The organism is Pseudomonas sp., assembly GCF_050739995.1.
Lineage (GTDB): Bacteria > Pseudomonadota > Gammaproteobacteria > Pseudomonadales > Pseudomonadaceae > Aquipseudomonas.
In genome coordinates this window covers 15,369-31,386 of sequence record NZ_JBOICG010000037.1, presented here as the reverse complement: position 1 = coordinate 31,386, position 16,018 = coordinate 15,369, and the positions used below count along the sequence as shown (strand labels likewise).

Genomic DNA, 16,018 nt, shown 5'->3' with positions numbered 1-16,018 from the left:
TTGAAGGCAATGCCTTTAGACGGGAGAGGGTGGCTCTGGCGAAGTAGCGGTAGAGCTACGTGTTTGACGCCGATTCGCAAGATTGCGGACGTTCACGTTTAAAGCGGTAGCGGTATAGAGGTAAGCGTTCAAAAACGATGCGGCGACGACGTAGATTTCGACTCTGGTTGGATAGTTTTTCCCGAGTAAAAACCAAATGACAAACACAATGGATACTCCCGCACCCGCGCCGAGCGTTCCTGTGTAAAAAAACGTTTTCCATGGCCCCAAGACGGCCCCCGCTGGTCTCAGGTGGTCGAATACACCGAGGGTGATATACAGGACCAGGAGCAGCGTGGGGATAGATATGAATATCAGCTTCAGTAGGTAAATTTCCATTTCGATTGGGCTCCTTGCCAAGCTGGGCACGCATGTCAGATCGTCAAGTGATGATAGTAGGTAATCAAAAGTTCGCTGTGAGGTTAGGGGAGGCGGAATGCAGAGACCATTTCCGTCTGCAACGATGTTGAAGCTGTGTCCTCTATCTGATCTCGGCATTCGTTTAGAGCCGGCACCAGAAGTGTGGGACTGGCTCCAAGCCGTGATCCTCGCCAATACCGGCAACCCGCCACCATTTCAAGTATCAGAGTAAATCCATGACAACCAAGCAACCCGACTGGAGGCGATCGAACGAGCCTATCGGGTGGGGCTGTGTTCTGCTGAGTCCCTCGCAAGCTCGACTGCAGCAGTGATGGCCGCTCTGGCTTGAGGGCTGTTCTTCCAGCACGTCGAGCCTAATGCCGCGGATGCTTGAGCCAGGATGTCACCAACATCTGATTTTCGGAGTTCGGCGAGCGATTCGATACCCATTTGCTCAAGCCGAGTGATGACGGTTGGTCCTACGCCCTTTAGGGCGAGCAGGGCGGTTCTTTCTTCCAGTGAGAATGGCATCTTTAAATTCCTTTTTCTTCGATGAGTCCGTAGAAGTGTGCCCGACGCTAGAGAGCGCCTCAATAGACCGGCGTCACCGTTTTGAGTATCAACGGAATAGGTGCGCCAGGGAGGGCACATGAACAGACCAATGCCGTCAGGCGCGTTGCTTGAGCTGTCAGAGCTTTCTGACTTCGGTATCCGCCTGGCTCCAGCTCCCGAGGTATGGGAGTGGCTCCAGGTCGAGGTCCTTGCAGACACCGGCAGCATTCACAACGAAGACCACGCCCACCTATTGGATGCTGATATTCGGATCATGTGGGCATCGACGAGCTTCGAGAAGCAGGGCCGTACAGTCCTGGGCCAGGCCGAACAGGTAGCGTTCCGCGCTGGCGGTTGGCAGAAAGCCCGGATGGAGCAACAGATGCGTGATTGGTTCGGCGATGTTCCTGCCTTCATCATCACCTTGGCTGCTGACTACTGCGCCCAGTGCAGCGACCTTGAGTTCTGCGCCCTGATCGAACACGAGCTGTATCACCTGGCTCACGCGACCGATAAGTACGGTCAACCAGCATTCACCCAAGACGGTGCACCGAAGATCAAGCTGCAGAGCCACGACGTCGAGGAGTTCGTCGGTGTGGTCCGCCGCTACGGTGCAAGCCCTGACGTTCAAGCGTTGGTGAATGCTGCAAACAGTCCTGCCGAGGTGGGGAAATTGAACATATCGAGGGCCTGCGGAACCTGTCTGCTCAAGTCGGCCTGATTCCATGACAGGTATTGACGGATGACGACCATATGGCAGTACTACGAAGCGAGGTCAAAGCCTTCATAGTTCAGGCTCTGGCCTGCTTTGATACGCCCTCTCAGGTGGTGGCAGCGGTCAAGACAGAATTCGGGATCGAGATCACCCGCCAGCAGTGCGAAACGCATGACCCGACGAAGTTTGCCGGGCAGAAGCTCGGAAAGACTTGGGTTGACCTTTTCCATGCGGCCCGCAAGAGGTTCCGCGAAGAAACTACCGATATTCCCATCGCGAACCGTGCGTATCGGCTTCGTGGTTTGGGGCGTCTTGCCGAGAAGGCCGAGACCATGCGTAACCTGGCGCTGACGGCCCAGCTTTATGAGCAGGCCGCCAAAGAAACCGGTGACGTATACGTTAATCGACGCGTTGAGCCTGACAAGTCGCTGGATGAAGAAATCAAACGGCTTGAGATCGAGAAGCGTAAGGCTGAGCTCAAGCTGATAGAGAAGGGCGGCGGCAACTCAAACGCCCAGCTGCTGGCTGACCTGATCGCGAGGTTGCCGTCATGATTGCGAACACTGGCAACCTGATGCTGGACCGCCAGCTGTCCCGCTGGTATCCGCTGAAGGATCACCCGGTGCAGCTCGCGTTGGTGGCGGCCGTATCGGAAGGCATTCGATTCCCTCTGGTGCCGGCTGGGCGCCGTAGCGGCAAGACAGAGCGGTTCAAACGCTTCCTCGTTAAGCAGGCATCCGCTTACACCGGCATGTACTTCGCCGCGGCGCCCACCCACGCCCAGGCCAAGAAGATCTTCTGGGATGACCTGAAGGCCTTCACGCTGAGCTGCATGCACAGCCGCCGGCCTTCTGAGTCGGACCTGATCATCTACTTGGACAACGGTAGCGAGATCCATGTCATCGGCCTGGACAAGCCGCAGCGGATCGAGGGCATCCCGTGGACCGGTGGTGGCATCGATGAGTTCGCCGACATCAAACCGGATGCCTGGGAGGCCAACATTCTCCCAGCGTTGAACACCGTCAACCCGACCATGCCGGATTATCGTGCCTGGTGCTGGTTGCTCGGCGTACCTGACGGCCTGAACCACTACTACGACCTGTGCATGCAGGCCGAGTCAGGCAAAGACCCGAATTTCCGGGTGTTCCATTGGAAGTCAGCCGAGATCCTGCCGTCTGACGTGATGGACGCAATGAAGCGGGCTATGTCGGCCAAGCAGTTCAAGCAAGAGTTTGAAGCCTCGTTCGAAACAGCGTCTGGCCGGATCTACGAGGACTACAGCAAGGCCAACACCACGAATGCCGTCATCGAACCGCATGAGCAACTGATGTGGATGCACGACCAGAACTTCACGCCTCTGTCATCAGCGATCGGGGTCCGGCGTAACGACGGCAAAGACCTCTATCTGCTGGATGAGATCGTGCTGATCAGCGCGGTATCGAAGCAGTCGGCGACTGAGTTCGTCGACAAGTTCAAGGACCACAAGAACAAGCATGTCCTGATCTACGGCGACCCGGCAGGCAAGGCGGGAGAGAAGCACGGCCACGCGTCTGACTACACCGACATCGAGGGCGTGCTGAAGGCCAATGGTTGGACGTACACGCGCAAGGTCAAGCCTGCCCACCCAGCCATCAAGGATCGGCAGAATGCTGTCAGGGCGAAGATCTTGACCGCTTCAGGCGAAACCAGCCTGTTCATCAATCCTGTTACCGCTCCCTGGTGCCATAAAGGCTTGAGCACGGTTCAGCTTCAGGCCGGCTCTACGTTCCAGGAAGATCAGAAAAACGACTATCAGCACATCACTACAGCTATCGGTTATTGCATCGATGTTGAGTGGCCGTGCATCAAGCGCACCGCATCTACTGAAAACCTGAGAATGTGATCCCCATGAGCAATGACCCAAGCAAAACGCTACCGGCAGTAGACGCCATGCGCGAAGACTGGGCTCTTGTTGACGCGCTGATGGGCGGAACGAAGGCGATGCAATTGGCGGGAAAGACCTACCTGCCGAAGTGGCCTAAGGAAGACGATGACGCTTACAAGGAGCGTCTCTCGCTATCCACGCTACTCCCTGCGTTCAGCGAGACTGTCCAGAACATGAAGGGCCGAGTCTTCGCAGAACATATCGCGCTAGGCGAGGATGTGCCTGAGTCGATCAAGGCCTATGCACAGAACTTCGACCGACAGGGCAATAACCTGCAGGTTTGGGCTCAGCAATTGTTCACCAACGGGCTTTCCCATGGCCTTTGCCATGTGCTTGCGGATTACCCGAAGACGAAAGACGAGCGGGGCAACTCTGTTGTCCGCACAGCGGCGGACGAGAAAGCCGCTGGCGTTCGCCCATACGCAGTGATGATCCATCCCCAGCAGGTGATTGGCTGGCTCACCGAAGAGAAGGGCGGCGAATGCTCGCTGTCCCAGTTCTGGTATGCGGAGGCAGTCGAAGAACGCGAAGGCGATTTCGGTGTGACCATCATCTCGCAGATCAGGGTGTTGATTCCTGGCGGGTGGAAGGTGTACCGCAAGACCGACAACGGCAACGGGAAGAAGGAATGGACCAAGACTGATGAGGGAACGAACACGCTCTCTGTGATTCCGCTGGCTACCTTCTACACCAAGCGCACGGGCTTCATGACCGCAACGCCGCCTTTGCTTGAGCTGGCACACCTCAACAAGAAGCACTGGCAATCCCAGAGCGATCAGGACAACATCCTGCACGTCGCCCGGGTGCCGATGCTTATGATCTCCGGTATCGACGACGACGCTTTTGAACTTAAGGTCGGAACCAGCTCCGCAACCAAGCTGCCTGCCGGCGGCGACATGAAGTGGGTGGAGCATTCCGGCGCCGCTATTGAGGCTGGCCGCAAGTCACTGGAAGACCTTGAAGATCAGATGCGCATTGCTGGTGCGAAGTTGCTTCAGAAGGACAAGCAGTCCACGAAGACTGCAACACAGGCTGAGGAAGAGGCGGCTCAGGAAATGAGCCCGCTGCAAACCATGGCTGGCCAGTTGGAAGACACGCTTGACCAGGTGCTTCAGTATTTCGCGCTCTGGAAGGGGGAGAAGGAAGGCGGCCACGTTAAGGTGAATGGCAACTTCGACGTGGACTTCGCACCGGAAACGACTCTTCCACTACTGCTCAACATGGCAACCCAAGGCCGGCTCTCTGACGAAACCTTATTCAATGAGTACAAGCGCCGCGGCGTGGTCTCAGATGATATTGAGTGGGAGGTCGAGAAACAGAAGATCGCCGACCAGGGGCCAGCGCTCGGAGTTCTCTAAATGGCGACGGTCAACGAGATTCTTCAGGACGAGCACATCGCTCACGCTGTGTCGCTGGAGAAGTACAAGCTTGGCGTGGTGCGGCGCATCATCGCTCAGTTGAATCGGTCGGATGCCAGTCTTTCGGCTGCGTTGACCGAGGCACTCGAGCGGATGCCAGCTGAATCCTTCACGGTTGAGCGCCTGGAGTTGCTGCTGGACGAGGTGAGGGCAGTCAATGCACAAGCTTACGATGAGGTGTTCAAGGCCCTTGAGGCTGACCTGCAGGAGCTCGCCAGCTATGAAACCAACTGGCAGCAGACATTATTTCAGACGGCCCTTCCGGAGCCTGTCCTTGTTCGCATCCCACTCGTTGGTATCAGTGGGGAGCAAGCCTACGCCGCGGCGATGTCGCGGCCATTCCAGGGGCGCCTGTTGCGTGACTGGGGAAAGCAGGTAGGCACCGAGCGTATGGTCAAGGTTCGCAATGCGATCCGATCCGGCTACCTGGAGGGCAGAACCACCGACCAGATCATTCGCAGCATTCGTGGCACCAGGGCGGCCGGCTATGCCGATGGCTTCCTTGAGCGGCCCCGTAAAGACTTGGCAGCAGTCGTGCAGACAGCGGTGAGCCACACAGCGGCCACAGCACGCGAACAGTTCAACGTGGCAAACAGCGAGATCCTGAAGGCCGAAGATTGGCTCAGCACCTTGGACACGAAGACCTCCACCGACTGCATCATCCGGGACAAGCTTTCGTATGAGGTCGGTACGCACAAACCGATAGGGCACAAGGTACCGTGGCTGCAAGGCCCGGGGCGGATTCACTTCTGCTGTCGCAGCACTTCAACGCCGCGAACCAAGTCATGGCGAGAGCTCGGTATTCCGGTTGACGAGATGACGCCAAGTCAACGAGCGAGTATGGATGGCCAGGTGCCGGGGGATACGACTTACGGGACTTGGTTTGATCGACAGTCGGACGCCCGCAAGGCCCAGGTGCTTGGACCGATGCGGTACCAACTCTACAAGGGCGGCAAGAGCCTTGAGGATTTCTACTCGCCAACCGGTGAATGGCTGACCCTGGAGCAGATCAAGCAGCACGACGCGCAGGCATTCGCTAAGATGGCTGCATGACCGACAAACCCAAGCTTCACCTCATTCATGGTACGCCAGCTCCGGACACTCCGGCGGAGCAGGTGCGTAAGCGCGTACGTGCGATGCCCAAGCCGGCGACGATGATTCAATGTCATCGCTGTGGCGGGCGTGAGGTGATCGAAACTAAGATTGGTGTGCTGATGAAGAATGGCAAGCCGACTGGTGGGACGAAGACCCTGATATGCGTTGGTTGCCTGCTTCAGGGCGAGAGGGTAGTTATTTAGTTTAAACAGACGATTCTACGCTTCTCAAAGTCGCTCATGAGTGAAAAATAACTCTCTGTCCACCCCTTCATTGCGGTGCTTGCCAGTTTGATGGCCTCCTCTTGTTGCGCTGGTGTCTTGGCCATTAGCCCTATTTGAATGACGCCGGCAAGATACATTGCAGATCCGGTCAGCTCGATCGAGGCATAAGCAGTAAATCGCATCGCGCTCTCAGTGACTTTCCCGCCAAGGCGCCGGAAGTCGGAGTCGGTAAGGTCTGGGTCTGTAGTGTTGCTTCCGAAGGCTGCAATGCTACTTAGAAGTAAGTCAGCTTTCTCTCTGATCATTAGCTCTTGCTTATCCAGCCTCTGAATGCAGCTTTGGGCAACGGATTGTTTGGTTGCTTGCGTATTCGCATACCAGGTAAGCAGGCCAGCAGAGAACGTGAGCAATACACCAAGCAGAGCAACTGCTGTTGCCCAGTGACTGCCAATCGAAGGCTTTTCGGTGTGAGCGGGTACTTCGTTGGTGATTGTGCTGTGCTGAGTGTCTTGCAACTTTTCTATTCCTTGTACATACAGCGCAACTCCTGCGCTGTAGTGATCGGCAATCCTAATCGAGAATGCCAGATAAATGAATTCTTCACCGAGGCCCTGGCACTTGCCGGGGCTTTTTTATGGGCGCGAATCCGGATGGATAGCGCCGCACCGGGTCGGATGGCCTACCAGATGGGCGGATGCCCGGAGATTAAGCGATGAAACTGAAACTCGACGACCAAGGTCATGTAGTTGTCCAGGATGGAAAGCCGGTCTACACACACGATGACGGAAAGGACGTGGCGTTTGATGCGCCGTCGGCTGTATCCAAAATCACCGCGCTGAACGCCGAAGCCAAAGGGCACCGTGAGGCCAAAGAGGCTGCGGAGGCCCGAGCCAAGGCTTTTGAGGGAATCGAAGATCCTGAAAAGGCTCGCGCCGCCATTGCGACCGTTGCGAACCTCGACGCCGGCCAGCTGGTTCAAGCTGGCAAGGTTGAAGAGATCAAGGTCGCTGCAATCGCCGCCACTGAAGAAAAGTTCAAGGCCCAGGTTACTGCGCTCGCAGAGCAGGTTAAGGCCGTCACTGCCGAGCGTGATACCACCACCAATATTCTCTACCAAGAGAAGATCGGTGGCGCCTTCGGCCGCTCCAAGTTCGTCACCGACAAGATTGCCGTTCTGCCCGACATGCTGCAAAACACCTTCGGCAGAGCCTTCAAGGTCGAAGATGGCAAGGTCGTGGCCTATGGCGATGATGGTAACAAGATCTACAGCCGCGCCCGTCCTGGTGAGCTGGCTGACTTCGACGAGGCGCTGGAAGCCCTGGTCGAGCGCTACCCGTACCGCGACAACATTCTGAAGGGCTCCGGTGCCAACGGCGGCGGTGCTCCGAACAATGGCGGTAAGGGTGGCGATAAGAAGACCCTTCCGCGAGCCGCATTTGATGCGCTTGATCCTGCCGCCAAAGCAGATCACGCACGCAATGGCGGCCTGGTAACTGACTAACCAAAGCCGCCGGGTGTTGCCCGGCAAGTAATCAATGCCCGCCACTGAGCGGGTTTTTTTGTGGAGAAAGCCAAAATGGCGAGCACCCTTAACGGCCTCGTGCCGGACCTGTACGAAGCGCTGGACGTAATCTCGCGAGAGCTGACGGGCTTCATTCCTGCGGTATCCCGTGACTCGTCCGTTGCCAGGGCCGCTATCGGTCAGGACGTACTGGTCCCGATCACCAGCGCAGAATCTGCGGCTGATAACATCCCTGGCGTAACCGCTCCTGACACTGGTGATACCGCTGTCGACAACGTTGCAGTGGCTATCACTAAGAGCAAGCATGTTCCGGTTCGCTGGAACGGTGAGCAAACCCGGGGTCTGCAGAATGCTGGCACCTTCTCGACTATCCAGGCCGATCGCTTCTACCAAGCAATGCGGACTCTGGTGAACGAGATCGAGAAGGACTTGTGGTTTGAGGCTTATCGGAACGCTTCCCGCGCCTTCGGCACCGCTGGCACCACCCCATTCGGTACAGCGGCAGATCTTTCCGACTTCGCAGGCGTCCTGGGTGTGCTGGAGCAGAACGGCGCACCTACCAACGACCTGCAGCTGGTCCTGGGGCACTCCGCCATCGGCAACATGCGCGGCAAGCAATCTGGTCTGTTCAAGGTCAACGAGGCGGGCTCCAGCGACATGCTGCGTAACGGCATGACAGACCGCATCATGAACATGGCGATCCGTCATTCCCACCAGGTGGGCCGACACGTCAAAGGCACCGGTGCCGCGTACGTCACCAGCGGTGCCACTGCCATCGGTGCGACCAACATCGCCCTGGCGACTGGTACCGGTACTGTTCTGGCGGGTGATATCGCCACCTTCGACGCTGACGGCGACAACAAGTACGTCGTCGGTACCGGCGTTGCGGCCCCGGGCACGCTCACCCTGAATAAGCCCGGCTCGCAGATCGTCATCCCGACCGGCAACGCTCTGACGCTGGGCAACTCGTATACCGCCAACGTGGCGTTTGCCCGCTCGGCGATCGTACTGGCCACCCGTGCCCCAGCAATGCCTGAGGGCGGCGACTCGGCGGACGACGTGATCACCATCACCGACCCGCTGACCGGCCTGTCGTTCGAGATCGCGGTTTACCGCCAGTTCCTGCAAACGGCCTACCACGTCCGTCTGGCCTGGGGCTGCCGCGCGATCAAGGATGAGCACATCAGCTTGCTGCTGGGGTAATTCAATCACAACGACAACCAGGGGCTTCGGCCCCTGCGTTGTTTCTGGAGAATGACAATGGCTGGACTGACGAAAGAACAGAAGGCGGCAAAGGCGCTGTTGGCCAAGGCTATCGAGCTCAGCGGTTTGAGTGCAGAGGCTTTTGAGGTCCTGGGCGAGCAGGAGCGTGTCGACTGGAGCAAAAGCGCACAGGACGCGATTGATTTGGCTGCGGCAGATGCTCAACGCCTCGCTGACGAGGCTGCGGCGAATAAGTCGAAAGACAAGCCTGTCGTCGAAAATGATGAGCTGGACTACACCGGCCTGGTGAAGGTTGAGCAGGGTGGCGAACAGTTGCATGTTCACCCGTCCTGCCTGGACGATCACAAGCGTCTCGGCTGGAAAGAGGTCTGATATGGCTTTGGTGATCGAGAACGGCAAGGTGGTGCCAGGCGCCGATAGCTTCGCAACGGCCGCCGAACTGGTCACCTATGCCACGAACTTCGGCAAAACAATCCCCGCTGATGAGGTGGCGCAGGAATCCCTGCTACGCCGCGCCGCCCTGCAAATGGATGCGATGCCATGGAAGGGCAAGGCTGTGAACCGTGACCAGGCACTGGCCTGGCCGCGGGCCGAGGTCAAGCGTCAGGGCTGGGTGTTGCGCCTCGACGAGATCCCGCCACAGATCAAGGCAGGCCAGATGGCCTTGGCCGCTGAGATCCATGCCGATGACCTGGTCGCCCCCGAAACCAAAACGGGAGCCGTTGTTTCCGAAACGGTTGGGCCGATCAGCACCACGTTTGCTGTCGCCAGCAAGGCGGTGAGCAAGCCGGCGTCAACACGACAGTCGTATGCCCAGTTCGCCGGGCTGTTGGAATCCTCAAGTCAGGTCAACCTGGTACGCAGCTGATGGCAGATATCTATGATCGGGCAAAAGCAAGTGCGGTAAGGATGCTCGCCCCGCGATCCAGGGGCGGCAAGGGGCTTGAGCTTTCGCTGATTCGGGTCACGACCGGCGAGTACGACCCCGAGGTCGGCGGGAGCCCGGTACTCACGGAGCAATTCGACGGCTCAGGGCTTCGCCAAAACTATCGCCAGCAAGACATCGACGGATCACTGATCAAGCAGGGCGATGTCAAGATTCTGATCTCCCCGGTGTTGTTGGATGGCGCAGACGCGCCACAGCCGGTGACGCTGGACAAGATCGCCTTCGATGGCGACACCTACACGGTTCAGCACGTTGACCCATGGGATTATGCCGGCATCGCCGTCGGCTTCAGTGTGCAGGCCAGAAAATGAGCTTCAGCTTGGACATCAGGGAGTTCTCCGAAAAGACCAAGAGCGACCTTGAAGAGGTGGTCAAGAAGACCGCCATCGACCTTCTGACTTCCGTTATCGATCGGTCACCAGTTGGTAACCCAGAGCTCTGGGCGGTCAACGCCACCGCAGCTCAGTACAACGAAGAAGTTAGAAAGCTGAATACAGAGCTACGTAACGACCCGGCGAACCTCACCAAAAATGGCCGCCTAAAGCCTGGGCGCTTGATCAAGGATGGCATGGACCTCGTTGCAGGTAAGGACTATGTAGGCGGTCGCTTCAGGGGCAACTGGCAGGCTTCTTTCGATACGGCAATCAGCAGTAGCATCGACCGCATTGATCCAAAGAGCAGCGCGACCAGGGATGCGGGGGCAGCTCTCATCCAGACGTTTACGATTGGTAAGGGGGCGATCTGGATCACGAACAATCTCCCATACGGCCCTCGGCTTGAGTATGAAGGCTGGTCCAACCAGGCACCCGCCGGAATGGTACAGATCACCGTGACGGAGTTTCAGATGTACATCAACAAAGCTGTCTCGGAGCTTTCAACATGAGCGACCGGATTATCCGAAGTCTGTTCGAGGCGCGCTTAAAGGCCTGGGCTGACGCGCGTGTGCCCAAACTGGTGATCGCATTTGAGGGCGTGACATTCACGCCACCGGCCGGCGGGGCTACCTACCTGAGGGCATACCTGATGCCCGGGAATACCGATAGCGAAGACTTGGCTGGCAAACACGTCTCCTATCGGGGCGTATTTCAGGTCAGCGTGGTCACCGTGTCAGGTTTGGGCACTGGCGCCGCTGGCGCGATTGCCGAAGAGATCGCACAGCTGTACCCGAACAACCTGCCGCTGACGAAAGCGGATTTCACGGTCTACGTCCGCTCGCCCATGACCACTGCCGCATCCATCCAGGGCGAGACTACAAGTACTTTGCCTCTGTCGTTTCAATACCGAGCCGACACGTTCTAAACCGCCCGTTGGGCAACCCCCGAAACCCGCCTCTGTGCGGGTTTTGTCATTTATGAAAAGAGGAAACACCCATGCAAATGCCCAACGGCGCCACCCTTGAGATTGCATCGATTTACGGCGCTGCAATCCCGTTCACTGCGCTGACCAATGCCAATCCGGCAATCGCAACTGCTGCAGCCCATGGCCTGGCCGAGGGCGATGTAGTCGCCGTCAATTCCGGCTGGACTCGCCTCGACGGTCGCGGTGTCCGTGTGGGGGTAATTGCCAGCGGCACGTTTGCTCTTGAGGGCGTGAACACCACTAGTGTTCAGCAATACCCGGCGGGCTCCGGTATCGGTTCTGTCCGCGAGGTGACGGCATTTACCGAGATCTCGCAGATCACCGAGATGAACTCCAGTGGTGGTGATCAGCAGTTCCTAACCTTCGGCTTCCTGGCTGACGATGATGATCGCCAGATGCCGACCACAAAGAACCCGATCACGCTGACCTTCACGGTCGCCGACGATCCGTCCAAGCCATATGTGGCCGTCTGTGAAGCTGCTGACGACGACAAACAGGCTCGCTTGCTTCGCCTGAACCTGCCGGGCGGCAGCAGCATCATCTACAACGGCTATGTGTCGATCACGTCGACCCCGACCATGTCCCGTAACAACCTGATGACCCGTGTGATCAGCCTGGCGCTGACCGGTCGCCCAGCCCGTTACGCGGCTGCGGTGTAATCCATGGCCAAGTTCAAATTGATCCAGAAGCCGACCTTCAAGGCGCCGGTGATGATCCAGCGTGCTGGGTACAACGCCGAAAAGGTTGAGTTTGAGTTCAAGTACCTGGACCGCACCGCGCTTGCCGAGCTGTACACCGGCTGGAACGAGCGGCACGACGAACTGGGCAAGCAGGTCGGCGACATGGACCTCAAAGCTTTCACTGCCGCCCAGATCGCACTGCAGGCCGACCAACTGCTGGACGTGGTCGTCGGCTGGGATATCGAAGAGAAGTTCACACCTGAAAACGTGCGCATCCTCGTCAACTCGATCAACTCAGCGCCCAGGGCAGTGCTGAACGCTTACGCCGAAGCCTTCAGCGAAGCCCGCCTGGGAAACTCCTAAGCGCCTCACGCGCGCTGTATGAACCGGGCCCGTCAGATGCTGAGCTGATGGCCTTCGGTTTGTCTCGCCAGGACATCCCCGACAAGGAAGTCGGCATCTGGCCAGACAACTGGGACGCCTTCAAAGTCTTCGAGGCGATGAGCACCCAATGGCGCACAGGCGCGTGCGGCGCGACAGGCATGGACTACAGCGTTCTCTCCGGAGTGATTCGGATGTGCGGTGTACCGATCAGCCAGCGACAAACCATTTTCAGCGACTTCCGGCGCATGGAGGCTGAAGCCCTGCAGGTGATGGCGGAACAGAGAGAAAGCAAATGAGCACCAACTTCACGTCCCTGGGCATTGCGGTAGAGTCGTCTGATGCTGTCAAAGCTGCTGACGATCTTGGAAAGTTGGTTACTGCTGCCGAGGGCGCGGAGAAGGCGGTAGATGGGCTGAGCAAGGCCAGCGATGACTTGGCTGGAACCGGCAAGAAAGTCGCTCAGGCTGAAGCTGAGGCCGCTCAGGGTATCGACAAGGCTACTGGCGCAAAAGAACGCCAGGTCGATGTCAGCCGAAAAGCTGGTGCCAGTGCCGCCAGTGAAATCGCCATCATCAGCCAGCTCGATAAGGCGATGACCGGCAACATCGACAGCATGGAGTCGCTGATTCAGGCTGAAGGTCTGCTGGAGCGAGCCCGCAAGGGTGGCCTGGTCACCATTGAGCAGCAGGAGGCATATCAGGAACGGCTCGGTAAATCCTTCGAGCGGATCGAGAAGGCCGAATCCAAAGAGCTTGCACAGAAACAGCGCCTCATTGATGCGGAAAACCGCCGGATCGAAGCGCTGAAGCGTACCGTTAATGGAATCGACCCATTAACCTCCAAGCTGGCAAAGCTCGAAGAGCGCGAGCGAGCCCTTAACGAGCTACATAAGCTCGGCGAGACTGACGCCAATCGCTACAACGAAGCTTTGGCAAAGATCGGTAAGGATCGTGCTGGGCTGACCGCGACGGAGACAGCGTTCGACAAGTTGAGGCTCGGCACTCGCCAGGCTCAAGAAAATGTGATGCAGCTAGCCAACGCCCTTCAATCGGGTGACCTGGGGAGCGGGGCGCGTGCCATTGCCCAACTGGGTGCGGGCGCTGGTGCGTCAGCGAAAAGCATGGCCTCGATGCTGATCCCGGCTGGACTGTTGGTCGCAGTGATCGGCTCGCTCGGCTATGCCTACCTCGACGCAATGAAACAGGCGCGGGAGTTCAATGCCGCGATTAACGGCGGATCGAACGATGCTGGACAGACCATTGGCAGCCTTAAGGAAATGGCTGAGGGCGCCGGGCGCGTCACAGGTAATCTCTCCGGCGCGAGAGAGGCGGTTGTGTCGCTTGCGTCTGGAGCGGCTACCAGCGGTACGCAGATGCGTAATCTGGCGGAAGCTGCTGCAGCAATAAGTGAGATCACTGGGCAGGGGGCGGGCGAGCTTGCCAAGTCGTTCGCAAATGCCGGCGATACCGCAACCGATGCCGCCGTGAAGATCAGCAGCCAATACGGGCTGTTGACGCTTGAGCAGTACCAGGTGATCAAGGGGATCGATGATCAGGGCGATCATCAGCGGGCGCTGGATGTGCTCAGTGAAGACCTGAATCAGTCCGCCCTGGAGCGCTTGAAAACCTACCGCGCCTCTCTCTCCGACGTCGAACGCGATTGGGACGACATCAAAAATGCGATCAAGGGCGCCTATGCGGCTGTCCGGTCCGAGGTTTTCCCTGACCTGGCAAAGCAAATCGAGATCACGCAGCGGGTGCTCGATACGCGCAAAGGCGGTGGCGTCTCGGGTGCAATTTCGAATGGCCTGAGCTCTCTGAACTCTGCGCTGGGCCTGGGCACCGGCGAGGATGATGATTCAACTCCAGCGCTAGAAGCGAAGCTTGCGTCCCTCAAGGCACGGCAAGCTGCGAGTGAAAGCCTTACAGCCTCTACCGGTGAAACAACTCGAGCTAATAAAGAGCTAATCGCAACCGAGAAGGAGCTGAGTGCTCAACTTGATGACATAAACCCGCTCAACAAGCGTCTGGCTGGGCTCCAAAAACTAAATGATAAATTTACAACGCTTTACCAAAACGCTGAAAGGACGGGTCAGAAGTCACCGCTACTCGATGGCGTCAGCTTCGATGGCAATAAATTCTCGGGCGGTGCCTATGACACGCTGCTGAAGGGGCTTCAGGAAAAAAACAAGGACCCGAAATCAGCTGGCACCCAAGTAGATCTGACTGGTTTCAATGACGCCAAGAACAATCTGTCAGCCATTGCAGCCGACTACAAAAACTACCAGAAGGAACTGGACTCCGCGCAGAAGGCTGGGCTGATATCTGATGCTGACTATCTGCTACGGCGCCAAGCCCTCATCGGTAACGAGCGTGACCAGGTAACGGCTGCCTACGAGGCTGAGATATCCGCACTGGAGACTGCCAAGGGCAAAAAGACCACCACGGCCGCGCAAAGCATCCAGCTGGACCAGAAGATCGCGGACGCGCGCGCAGGGATGGTCAAGGCGCAAAAGGACGCCGATAGCCAGCTTGAGGTGTTGGCGACCAACGAGACCGGGCGCCTTGCGAAGCAGGAGAGGGCGATCAGCACCTATGTGCAGGCCCTGGGGCAGCAACAGCGCGCCCTGGAGCTTGCAGGCCAACGCGCAGTACTCGGCGTGGGCCAGGGTGACCGCCAGAATGCACTCAACGGCGAACTGAACAGCCAGCAAGACCGGTTCGCTCAGCAGTCGCTGGAGTTGGCAAACCAGAAGTCCGACCCATCGCGAAATATGTCGGAGGAAGAGTTCAAGCGTAAGTCGCAGGCTTTGGCCGACGCGAACAAGGCCGCAACTGACCAGATCCGTCAGAATTACGCGGATGTGGAAGCGGCGCTGGGCGATTGGACCAAGGGCGCGACATCGGCCTGGGCGAATTACTTGGATTCGGCGCAGAACGTTGCAGGGCAGACCAAGAGCCTGTTCGGTAATGCGTTTAGCTCGATGGAAGACTCGATCGTCAATTTTGCCATGACCGGGAAGCTGTCGTTTGCTGACTTCACGAAGTCGATCTTGGCGGATATGGCTCGCATTGCTACTCGACAGGCGAGCTCTGCACTTCTGGGCAGTCTGGTAGGTGCAGCGACAAGCTATTTCACCGGAGGTGGCTCGACTCCAACGTCAGCGGGATCCACTCAGGCCGGGTACACCGGTGTCGACTTCTCTGGTTACAGAGCGGCTGGCGGGCCCGTCGATCCAAATTCTCTGTACCAGGTGAACGAGCTAGGTCCCGAACTCTACAACGAGGGCGGGAAGTCTTACCTGATGACCGGCGCCAACGGAGGGAGCGTGACGCCGCTTACCACCGGTGGCGGCCCTGGGATGGCCGCAATGTCAGGAGGTGGCAACACCTACAACTTCCCGGTATCCGTTTCAGTTCAGACGTCCGGAAGTGAGTCGGCTGGAACTGGACAGCAAGCTTCTGCCGAGCTTGGTAAAGGTATCCAACAGGCTGCCAAAGCGGCGGCCGATACGGCAATCGCGAAGGAGTTACAGCCAGGCGGAACAATCTGGAAGAAAATTAATGGGAGGTAACG

Annotated in this window: 19 protein-coding genes; 17 read left to right on the top strand and 2 right to left on the bottom strand. The window is 57.9% G+C overall.

The genetic code is table 11. From position 1 onward, the window contains the following. Window positions 1-675: 675 nt before the first annotated feature. The gene (locus tag ACRESD_RS01325) at window positions 676-930 is read right to left on the bottom strand and encodes a helix-hairpin-helix domain-containing protein (protein WP_431749282.1); all 255 of its coding nucleotides are present in this window, start codon (window positions 928-930) and stop codon (window positions 676-678) included. A gap of 118 nt (window positions 931-1,048) precedes the next feature. On the opposite strand from ACRESD_RS01325, the gene ACRESD_RS01320 reads away from it, so the two are divergent. From ACRESD_RS01320 to ACRESD_RS01295, 6 genes are read left to right on the top strand one after another with little or no spacing between them, the layout of a single operon-like run. Next, the gene (locus tag ACRESD_RS01320) at window positions 1,049-1,672 is read left to right on the top strand and encodes a putative metallopeptidase (protein ID WP_431749281.1); all 624 of its coding nucleotides are present in this window, start codon (window positions 1,049-1,051) and stop codon (window positions 1,670-1,672) included. A 32-nt stretch (window positions 1,673-1,704) separates the two neighbouring features. Beyond that, a complete protein-coding gene (locus ACRESD_RS01315) occupies window positions 1,705-2,220 on the top strand; it encodes a DUF2280 domain-containing protein (RefSeq protein ID WP_431749280.1) in 516 nt (171 codons plus the stop codon). Continuing rightward, window positions 2,217-3,548, top strand: a complete 1,332-nt coding sequence (locus tag ACRESD_RS01310; RefSeq protein ID WP_431749279.1) for a terminase large subunit domain-containing protein — start codon at window positions 2,217-2,219, stop codon at window positions 3,546-3,548. The genes ACRESD_RS01315 and ACRESD_RS01310 overlap by 4 nt, the downstream gene beginning before the upstream one ends. Before the next feature lie 5 nt (window positions 3,549-3,553). After that, the gene (locus tag ACRESD_RS01305) at window positions 3,554-4,948 is read left to right on the top strand and encodes a DUF4055 domain-containing protein (RefSeq protein WP_431749278.1); all 1,395 of its coding nucleotides are present in this window, start codon (window positions 3,554-3,556) and stop codon (window positions 4,946-4,948) included. Beyond that, a complete protein-coding gene (locus tag ACRESD_RS01300) occupies window positions 4,949-6,061 on the top strand; it encodes a hypothetical protein (protein ID WP_431749277.1) in 1,113 nt (370 codons plus the stop codon). Further along, complete coding sequence (locus ACRESD_RS01295) at window positions 6,058-6,306, top strand: hypothetical protein (RefSeq protein WP_431749276.1); 249 nt, start codon at window positions 6,058-6,060, stop codon at window positions 6,304-6,306. The genes ACRESD_RS01300 and ACRESD_RS01295 overlap by 4 nt, the downstream gene beginning before the upstream one ends. Here ACRESD_RS01295 and ACRESD_RS01290 read toward each other — a convergent pair. Beyond that, window positions 6,303-6,842 carry a hypothetical protein gene (locus ACRESD_RS01290; RefSeq protein WP_431749275.1) on the bottom strand — a complete coding sequence of 180 codons (540 nt, stop codon included), beginning with the start codon at window positions 6,840-6,842 and terminating at the stop codon, window positions 6,303-6,305. The genes ACRESD_RS01295 and ACRESD_RS01290 overlap by 4 nt on opposite strands. A gap of 197 nt (window positions 6,843-7,039) precedes the next feature. Here ACRESD_RS01290 and ACRESD_RS01285 point away from each other — a divergent pair, with 197 nt between their 5' ends. From ACRESD_RS01285 to ACRESD_RS01235, 11 genes are all read left to right on the top strand, one after another. Further along, entirely contained in the window at window positions 7,040-7,828 is a 789-nt protein-coding gene (locus ACRESD_RS01285) for a DUF6651 domain-containing protein (protein WP_431749274.1), read from the top strand. Window positions 7,829-7,903: 75 nt separating this feature from the next. After that, complete coding sequence (locus ACRESD_RS01280) at window positions 7,904-9,052, top strand: P22 phage major capsid protein family protein (RefSeq protein ID WP_431749273.1); 1,149 nt, start codon at window positions 7,904-7,906, stop codon at window positions 9,050-9,052. A 57-nt stretch (window positions 9,053-9,109) separates the two neighbouring features. Continuing rightward, on the top strand, window positions 9,110-9,445 hold the full coding sequence (locus ACRESD_RS01275) for a hypothetical protein (protein WP_431749272.1): 336 nt from the start codon (window positions 9,110-9,112) through the stop codon (window positions 9,443-9,445). 1 nt (window position 9,446) lies between these two features. Further along, window positions 9,447-9,941 carry a DnaT-like ssDNA-binding protein gene (locus tag ACRESD_RS01270; RefSeq protein WP_431749271.1) on the top strand — a complete coding sequence of 165 codons (495 nt, stop codon included), beginning with the start codon at window positions 9,447-9,449 and terminating at the stop codon, window positions 9,939-9,941. Next, window positions 9,941-10,330: a hypothetical protein gene (locus tag ACRESD_RS01265; RefSeq protein ID WP_431749270.1), complete on the top strand. Its 390-nt coding sequence runs from the start codon at window positions 9,941-9,943 to the stop codon at window positions 10,328-10,330. Before ACRESD_RS01270 ends, ACRESD_RS01265 begins: the two co-directional genes overlap by 1 nt. Beyond that, the gene (locus tag ACRESD_RS01260) at window positions 10,327-10,902 is read left to right on the top strand and encodes a hypothetical protein (protein WP_431749269.1); all 576 of its coding nucleotides are present in this window, start codon (window positions 10,327-10,329) and stop codon (window positions 10,900-10,902) included. Before ACRESD_RS01265 ends, ACRESD_RS01260 begins: the two co-directional genes overlap by 4 nt. Then, entirely contained in the window at window positions 10,899-11,318 is a 420-nt protein-coding gene (locus ACRESD_RS01255) for a phage tail terminator-like protein (RefSeq protein WP_431749268.1), read from the top strand. Before ACRESD_RS01260 ends, ACRESD_RS01255 begins: the two co-directional genes overlap by 4 nt. A gap of 71 nt (window positions 11,319-11,389) precedes the next feature. After that, on the top strand, window positions 11,390-12,037 hold the full coding sequence (locus ACRESD_RS01250; RefSeq protein ID WP_431749267.1) for a phage tail protein: 648 nt from the start codon (window positions 11,390-11,392) through the stop codon (window positions 12,035-12,037). 3 nt (window positions 12,038-12,040) lie between these two features. Further along, window positions 12,041-12,421, top strand: coding sequence for a phage tail assembly chaperone (locus ACRESD_RS01245; protein ID WP_431749266.1), 381 nt, complete (start codon window positions 12,041-12,043; stop codon window positions 12,419-12,421). A 47-nt stretch (window positions 12,422-12,468) separates the two neighbouring features. Further along, window positions 12,469-12,738 (top strand): DUF1799 domain-containing protein, encoded by a 270-nt coding sequence (locus ACRESD_RS01240; protein WP_431749265.1) that lies wholly within the window; start codon window positions 12,469-12,471, stop codon window positions 12,736-12,738. Beyond that, window positions 12,735-16,016 carry a phage tail tape measure protein gene (locus ACRESD_RS01235; protein WP_431749264.1) on the top strand — a complete coding sequence of 1,094 codons (3,282 nt, stop codon included), beginning with the start codon at window positions 12,735-12,737 and terminating at the stop codon, window positions 16,014-16,016. The genes ACRESD_RS01240 and ACRESD_RS01235 overlap by 4 nt, the downstream gene beginning before the upstream one ends. Window positions 16,017-16,018 lie beyond the last annotated feature (2 nt).

Coding starts and splice junctions, on each gene's coding strand:
- ACRESD_RS01325 (WP_431749282.1), bottom strand. CDS start 930: ATGCCATTCTCACTGGAAGAAAGAACCGCCCTGCTCGCCCTAAAGGGC.
- ACRESD_RS01320 (WP_431749281.1), top strand. CDS start 1,049: ATGAACAGACCAATGCCGTCAGGCGCGTTGCTTGAGCTGTCAGAGCTT.
- ACRESD_RS01315 (WP_431749280.1), top strand. CDS start 1,705: ATGGCAGTACTACGAAGCGAGGTCAAAGCCTTCATAGTTCAGGCTCTG.
- ACRESD_RS01310 (WP_431749279.1), top strand. CDS start 2,217: ATGATTGCGAACACTGGCAACCTGATGCTGGACCGCCAGCTGTCCCGC.
- ACRESD_RS01305 (WP_431749278.1), top strand. CDS start 3,554: ATGAGCAATGACCCAAGCAAAACGCTACCGGCAGTAGACGCCATGCGC.
- ACRESD_RS01300 (WP_431749277.1), top strand. CDS start 4,949: ATGGCGACGGTCAACGAGATTCTTCAGGACGAGCACATCGCTCACGCT.
- ACRESD_RS01295 (WP_431749276.1), top strand. CDS start 6,058: ATGACCGACAAACCCAAGCTTCACCTCATTCATGGTACGCCAGCTCCG.
- ACRESD_RS01285 (WP_431749274.1), top strand. CDS start 7,040: ATGAAACTGAAACTCGACGACCAAGGTCATGTAGTTGTCCAGGATGGA.
- ACRESD_RS01280 (WP_431749273.1), top strand. CDS start 7,904: ATGGCGAGCACCCTTAACGGCCTCGTGCCGGACCTGTACGAAGCGCTG.
- ACRESD_RS01275 (WP_431749272.1), top strand. CDS start 9,110: ATGGCTGGACTGACGAAAGAACAGAAGGCGGCAAAGGCGCTGTTGGCC.
- ACRESD_RS01270 (WP_431749271.1), top strand. CDS start 9,447: ATGGCTTTGGTGATCGAGAACGGCAAGGTGGTGCCAGGCGCCGATAGC.
- ACRESD_RS01265 (WP_431749270.1), top strand. CDS start 9,941: ATGGCAGATATCTATGATCGGGCAAAAGCAAGTGCGGTAAGGATGCTC.
- ACRESD_RS01260 (WP_431749269.1), top strand. CDS start 10,327: ATGAGCTTCAGCTTGGACATCAGGGAGTTCTCCGAAAAGACCAAGAGC.
- ACRESD_RS01255 (WP_431749268.1), top strand. CDS start 10,899: ATGAGCGACCGGATTATCCGAAGTCTGTTCGAGGCGCGCTTAAAGGCC.
- ACRESD_RS01250 (WP_431749267.1), top strand. CDS start 11,390: ATGCAAATGCCCAACGGCGCCACCCTTGAGATTGCATCGATTTACGGC.
- ACRESD_RS01245 (WP_431749266.1), top strand. CDS start 12,041: ATGGCCAAGTTCAAATTGATCCAGAAGCCGACCTTCAAGGCGCCGGTG.
- ACRESD_RS01240 (WP_431749265.1), top strand. CDS start 12,469: ATGGCCTTCGGTTTGTCTCGCCAGGACATCCCCGACAAGGAAGTCGGC.
- ACRESD_RS01235 (WP_431749264.1), top strand. CDS start 12,735: ATGAGCACCAACTTCACGTCCCTGGGCATTGCGGTAGAGTCGTCTGAT.